We start from the raw sequence: 6,600 nt of genomic DNA, 5'->3' as shown, positions 1-6,600 counted from the left end.
GAGCTCTTTTTCTGCACAAAAATCCTGTTAATAGTTTACCATTTGTAAACTATCAACAGGAAAAAGTATAGAGCCATAATTGTTAGACAAACAGTCTAATGATTGTGAGGCACTTTTTTTTGAAGTGATGATAGACAACTAATGCTATTTGTTTTGTTTAGAAGGATTGGCACAGCTTTTCCAACTCTTTAAGAAGTAAAACTCATTGCTGACAAGAAATCATGGATTCGCTGAGTTGGTTCCGAGAAGAACTCTTGTGGTGAACCACAAAACAGGATCTGGCCCTCTTCTAAAAAGACAATTTGGTCAGCAACACCCTTAGCAAATTCCATATTATGCGTTACAACAATCATGGAGTTATGCTGTTTGGCGAGGTTTAATAATACGCGTAAAACTTCTGCTTCTAATTCTGGATCAAGCGCAGAGGTTGGTTCATCAAAAAACATATATTCAGGCTGCATGGCCAGGGCTCTAGCAATTGCGACCCGCTGCTGCTGACCACCGGAAAGTTCCATTGGGTATTGATTGGCCTTTTGATCTAGGCCAACTTGCTGTAAAAGTTGGCGCGCAGTTTTTTCGGCGGTAGCCTTATCCTGATGCAAAACGTGAATCGGTGCTTCGGTCACGTTTTTTAAGACAGTAAGGTGCGGAAAAAGATTGAAGCTTTGAAACACCATTCCTGTTTTTCGTCGTAGTTGAAGAACTTCTTTTTCGGCTATTGGTTGACTAAAATCAATTGTTTGTTGATCAAAACTATAAAGCCCACTTTCTGGACGTTCTAATAAATTAAGTGAACGTAAGAGGGTTGATTTACCAGAGCCAGATGGCCCAACAATAACAGTTGTTTCGTGGTCGGGAAACTGAATATTGATATCGTTTAAAGCTTTGCGTTTTCCGTAGATTTTATTAATGTGCGCGAGTTGTAGCATGCTTAACCTCCTAAGTTTTTTAAATTCACTTTAGTTGTTACCAGTCTGGATGTAACGCGAGGTCCATTTTTCTAAATAGCTCTGTAAAATAGTTAATACAGTACAAATAATTAGGTAAACAAACGCAACCAGCGAATAAAGCAATAGCGGTTCGTAGGTTTTGGCGGCAATTTGTTGACCAACCATGAACATTTCAACGATTGTGATACTAGAAGCCAGTGAAGTGTCCTTAACTAGGCCAATGAACGAATTAGATAGCGGGGGTAGTGAAACACGTGCCGCTTGTGGTAAAACAATTCGAAAGAGAACTTGCGGTCTGGTCATTCCAAGCGTGTAGGCGGCTTCCCACTGACCGTTGGGAATTGATAAAATTGCTGCACGGATAGTTTCCGAACTGTAAGCACCAACGTTTAAGGTGAAAGTAATAATGGCCGCAATCCAAGGACTGAATTGTACCCCAATATTAGGTAAACCAAAGAAAACAATAAATAGTTGCACTAGTAATGGGGTACTCCGGAATATCCAGACGTAAACCCAAAAGAGGCCACGAACAATTTGAAAAGGGCCACGCATTGGTGATAAACGAACCATTGCCGTCAGTAATGCTAGCAATAATCCTAAGGTAAATGAAATTAAGGTCAATGGAATCGTATAGGTGACGCTGGCCTTAATGATTGGTGGCAGTGATGTTAAAATTAAATGCCAAGTCTGACTAGTCAATATGTAAAGCCTCCTAAGTGCTCTAATGTCTATTTTGTGCAAGCGCAAAAGATGTCTTTTCTCCTAAGTTTTTTGATATTTATTTGTAGCACAGCAATCTAAATATTAAAAGAGGCTGGGACAAAAGTCCCTAGCCTCTCATTGTTTCTGAACGTTACCCTAGAACGTGCGCCAAAAGTCTGGGTTCACGTGCCTAACTACGGCTAATCAAATAACCATAGTACGGTTATTCGATTAGCCTACGTTACGCAGTAAACCCAAAAACGACTTTTGTCCCACTCCCACAAATAGATTGACGCTAAACCAACAATTTCAAATAATCGTTATTGCAACTTATTTTTTGGTAACGTCCTGTCCAAAATACTTAACAGAGAGTTTCTTTAAAGTGCCATTTTTACGAAGTGTCTTTAAAGCCTTGTTAGTGGCCTTCGTTAAATTTTTATCCTTCTTATTTAACATACCACCAATTTGTTGTGTTTTGATGGATGAATCGGCTTTAATTAATTTGATGTTAGCTTTTGGTTTTTGTTTTAAATAAGCACCAAAGGCGTCAACAGAGTTAATTGTCCCATCAGCACGACCTTGTTCAACAAGCTCAATTGATTGTTCAAAGCCACTACTAGAGACGATGGTTGCGCCTAAACGCTGGGCATCAGTAGCATTATTACTTGAAGCCGTCTGGGCCATCTTTTTACCCTTAATGTCCTTAGCTTTCTTGATACTCTTATTACTCTTTTTAACGGCAATTTCTGATTTGCCGTAAATGTAAGGTGAAGTAAAGTTATACTTGGCGGTCCGTGTCGGGTTCTTCGCCATATTATTTAAAATAATATCGTACTTGCTACCATTTAGGCCGGCAATTAGTGAATCAAATTGTGTTTGGACGAAAACTGGTTTTAAACCCATTTGTTTAGCAAGGTCACGGCCAAGCTCAACTTCGTAACCAGTTAATTTACCTTTATCGCTGTAACTGTATGGCTGAAAGGTACCTTCTAGGCCAATCTTTAAAGTTCCCTTTTGGTTCAGTTCCTTCTTGGCGGCATTGCTTAAACTGGCAGCTTGGGTTGGGGTGGTCGCGTAAGAAACACCCGCAGCAACTAATAAACCAACTAGGGCGACTTGCGCTAGTTTCCAAATCTTTTTCAAACTAAACACTCCTTTATATTAATTGAAATAACTTACTCTTTGTTAGCCAAGTCCTAGTATATAACAGTTGGTCATTTTTTTTAACTCACTTGACCAGTTTTTAAGAAACTTATCAGACTGACTGCAAAATTTATTTGTTACAATGGAAGAAAATAAAAATTAGTGGAGGCCAAAGTCGTGAAATTTTATCAACAATCACGTTTACAACGGTTAACAACCTTACATCAAGAAGGGCACTTAGATAATAGGGCCTATCAATATTTTTTAAATGATCAGGGATTAACGCAAGAGCGAGCGAATCAATTGGTGGAAAATCAATTGACACTTTTTCCATTGCCAGAGGGAGTGGCGCGGCAGGTTTTAGTTGATGGCAAAATGCATGATGTTCCAATGGTGACAGAAGAACCTTCCGTGATTGCAGCGGCAAGTAACGGTGCCAAAATGGCGGCTCAAGGTACCGGCTTTCAAACTAAAATTCAAAACCGCCAAATGATTGGGCAGATTATTTTAGAAAACGTTGCCCAGCCAGAACGGACTAAACAAAATTTGTTAATGGATAAAACACACTTGCTGGAGGTAGCAAACGCTGCTCACCCGTCGATTGTTAAACGCGGTGGTGGTGCAAAAGATTTACGTGTGCGTATTTTAGGCAGCGCCTTCTTGTCAGTTGATTTAGTTGTCGACGTTAAACAGGCAATGGGAGCCAATATGTTAAATACAATGTTGGAAGCAGTTGCTAGTGAGTTGACCACTACGCGCCAGGATGACTGTTTAATGAGTATTCTCTCTAATTATGCAACTGAAAGTTTGGTGACGGCAAGTTGTGTCATTCCCGTATCGGTTTTTGAAACGCAACGTTTAGCTGGTAATCAGGTGGCCGCGAAAATCTGTGCGGCCAGTCAAGTAGCGCAATTAGATCCTTACCGGGCAGCAACCCACAATAAAGGGATTATGAATGGCGTTGACGCCGCTGTGATTGCGAGTGGCAATGATTTTCGGGCAATTGAAAGTGGTGCTCAGGCCTACGCTGCACGGGATGGCCAATACCGAGGGCTAAGCCAGTGGCATGTCCACGAAGATAAATTAGTTGGTGCGTTGACGTTACCATTACCACTAGGTTTTGTCGGTGGGGCCACAAAAACCCTACCCATTGTTCAGGCTAACCAAAAACTGGCGGGAATCAATAGCGCGGAAGATTTAATGCGTGTCGTTGCTGCTATCGGGTTGGCACAAAACCTGGCCGCCTTAAAGGCCCTGGTAACGACAGGAATCCAAAAGGGACATATGGCGCTTCAAGCAAAAAGCCTAGCAATTTCTGCCGGTGCAACAACCAATGAGGTTCAATGGTTAACGGCCGAATTATTGCAAACAAAAAAATTTGATTTGAAGACGGCCAAATCTTTATTGAATAAGTTGCGCCAAGGGTAGAAGTTTAATGAATTAGATATTAGTTAATTTTTATGACTAATTGGTTGATATTAACGTATGACACGAAATCAGTTTTCTGGTTTCGTGTTTTTTTAGTTGAATAAAAAAACGGTAACTAGCTACTTATTTCGAAAAAATTAGTAGTTGGTTATCGTTTATTTTTTTGTGAACAATGTTTTACTAACTAAAACACAAGGGATACCATCTTCAATAAAAGTACCAGAGACAGGTTGGTAGCCAAGTTGTTCGTAGAAGCCTTGCGCTGTTCTTTCACTATGAATTAGAGATTTTTGATAGCCTTGGTGTTGACCTACTTCTTCTAAAGCATTAATAACCTGCGCACCTAAACCTTGTCCCCGGTACTCGCTAAGCGTTGCAATTCGACCAGGTTGGATAGTTGCGGCATCAATGAATTGTAGTCGTCCAGTGGCCACTGGCTGCTCATTGTCCGTGTACATAACGGCGTAGGATGTTTTTGATGTGTCGTGTTGATCGAATTCATCAATTAGGGCAATGTGACGTTCTTGAACGAAGACCTGCATTCTGACATATAGTGCGGCGGCACGCTGCCAAGGCTCTGAACCGACATGTAATTTCAACTTACGGACCCACTTTCCTTATCGATATTGATTTTAGTATAGCATGAGTCAAAATAAAGTGGGGCAAGTAATCTTTGTTCCAAAATTATTTTTATAGGGGGCTTGCAGGCGGACCACTCTATAAAAAGGGCTTTAACCTGCACACAAACGCTGGAATCCAAATACTTTTTAATGGTCAGTATCATTTTCATCAGTTAGGTTTTGCCGGTTCAGGTGCCAGTTTAGGCTAATATTTCGTAATGCATAACCGCCAATACCGATTAAGAAACCAACGGCGGCGAAAGGAATCCAATCAAAACCTAATTTGAATAAAGGTAGATAATGTGTGGCAAAGGCTGTCATGCTACGAGCGAAGGCCGTTTGGGCCAATAATGGTGGTAAAGCGTGAATCATGTCAAAAATTGCCGGAATTAAAGTGAAAATTGTGGTCACGCGGTAGATAAAGCTGCTTTGCTTAAATAGTGGTGATAGGATGGCCAAAATAATAAGCGTAATTGCTAAGGGATAAAGGAACATTAAAACTGGTGTTGACCAAGCAATAATCTGAGTTAGGCCAATATTTGCGATCAAAAAGGAAATACCACAAGTGAAACGTAAAAAGGCTAGGTAACTAATTTTAGGAAAATGTTTGTGAAAATCTTGGGCAAAGGCGGTGACCAGGCCCATTGCTGTGGTTATACAAGTTACCGTTGCTAACGTGGCCAAAATAGCGTCACCAACGGCGCCCATATAGTGATTAGCAATTTGAGCAAAGACAATACCGCCATTTGCTGATAGTTTAAATTGATTTAGACTGGTAGCACCAATTAGGATTAACGCGAGATAAATCAAGGCTTCAATTCCCATGCTGAGCGCACCTGATTTAGCGGTGGCCAAGGCAATGTTCTTTGGTTTATGCGTTCCTAATAGTTTAATTGAAGTAACAACGGTAACACCAAAAGCTAGGCCGGCCAAAGCATCCATCGTGTTGTAGCCCTGAAGAAAGCCATTAGTGAGTGCACCATGTGTGTAGGCAGTAGTTGCGGTGGCGTGACTGGCTTGTCCCATCGGACTTAAAAACGCGAACAAAAAAATAATTGCCAATAAAATTAAGAATAGTGGGTTTAGTAAGCGACCGATTACATCAATAATACGTGATTGGCGGCTGGATAAACGATAGGTGATCAGAAAGAAAATTGCTGAATAAATGGCCAGGTAAAGGCTAGTTTGGCCTGCCGGGATATGTGGGGCAATTCCTAATTCAAAAGGAACGGTGGCCGTTCTGGGAGTGGCAAATAACGGGCCCAAAGTTGCGTGAACAAGGATCAAAAAAATGAGCGCGTAGTGTTTGCCGATCGGGCGAGCAACATCGTAGATACCTTCACTACGTGTGATACTAATAGCGATAATTGAAAGTAGTGGCAGCAGGGTACCGGACAATAGAAAACCGATCGTTGCCAACCCCCAATGATTTCCAGCGAGTTGACCAAGGTGCAGTGGAAAAATTAAATTACCGGCACCAAAAAACATTCCAAATAGCATTGAACCAATCATTAAATAGTTTTTCCAAGTTAAGCGACGTTCTTTTTGTTCTAATTCCATAAACGAAAACCTCCTATGTTTTGGCCGCAGGTACAAATATAATTACGAAATACAAACCTGAATGCGATTATTAGTGGTTGACCAAATAAAAAAAGCGTCCTTTAAAAGCAAATGTTTTTAAAGGGGCTCTATACTTTTTCCTGTTGATAGTTTACAAATGGTAAACTATTAACAGGATTTTTGTGCAGAAAAAGAGC

At 40.8% G+C, this 6,600-nt stretch carries 6 protein-coding genes; 1 reads left to right on the top strand and 5 read right to left on the bottom strand.

Annotated features, from left to right (window positions below):
* Positions 1–188 precede the first annotated feature (188 nt).
* The 3 genes from EKM98_RS11690 to EKM98_RS11680 all read right to left on the bottom strand — a co-directional run bounded on the left by EKM98_RS11690 (position 189) and on the right by EKM98_RS11680 (position 2,786).
* On the bottom strand, positions 189–929 hold the full coding sequence (locus EKM98_RS11690) for an amino acid ABC transporter ATP-binding protein (RefSeq protein WP_068279711.1): 741 nt from the start codon (positions 927–929) through the stop codon (positions 189–191).
* 30 nt (positions 930–959) lie between these two features.
* Positions 960–1,649, bottom strand: coding sequence for an amino acid ABC transporter permease (locus EKM98_RS11685; protein ID WP_068222065.1), 690 nt, complete (start codon positions 1,647–1,649; stop codon positions 960–962).
* A 333-nt stretch (positions 1,650–1,982) separates the two neighbouring features.
* Positions 1,983–2,786, bottom strand: coding sequence for a transporter substrate-binding domain-containing protein (locus EKM98_RS11680; RefSeq protein ID WP_404802951.1), 804 nt, complete (start codon positions 2,784–2,786; stop codon positions 1,983–1,985).
* A 171-nt stretch (positions 2,787–2,957) separates the two neighbouring features.
* Between EKM98_RS11680 and EKM98_RS11675 the strand changes: the two genes are divergently transcribed.
* Positions 2,958–4,223: a hydroxymethylglutaryl-CoA reductase, degradative gene (locus EKM98_RS11675; protein ID WP_191983387.1), complete on the top strand. Its 1,266-nt coding sequence runs from the start codon at positions 2,958–2,960 to the stop codon at positions 4,221–4,223.
* Between the two features lie 155 nt (positions 4,224–4,378).
* Here EKM98_RS11675 and EKM98_RS11670 read toward each other — a convergent pair whose 3' ends face one another.
* Both EKM98_RS11670 and brnQ read right to left on the bottom strand, forming a co-directional pair.
* Positions 4,379–4,822, bottom strand: a complete 444-nt coding sequence (locus EKM98_RS11670; protein ID WP_225418584.1) for a GNAT family N-acetyltransferase — start codon at positions 4,820–4,822, stop codon at positions 4,379–4,381.
* A 168-nt stretch (positions 4,823–4,990) separates the two neighbouring features.
* Positions 4,991–6,403 (bottom strand): branched-chain amino acid transport system II carrier protein, encoded by a 1,413-nt coding sequence (brnQ, locus tag EKM98_RS11665; RefSeq protein ID WP_125982722.1) that lies wholly within the window; start codon positions 6,401–6,403, stop codon positions 4,991–4,993.
* Positions 6,404–6,600 lie beyond the last annotated feature (197 nt).

It is taken from the genome of Loigolactobacillus iwatensis, from assembly GCF_003950295.1.
Classification (GTDB): Bacteria; Bacillota; Bacilli; order Lactobacillales; family Lactobacillaceae; genus Loigolactobacillus; species Loigolactobacillus iwatensis.
The sequence above is the reverse complement of the archived record's forward strand: the minus strand, read 5'-3'. Positions and strand labels throughout refer to the sequence as shown.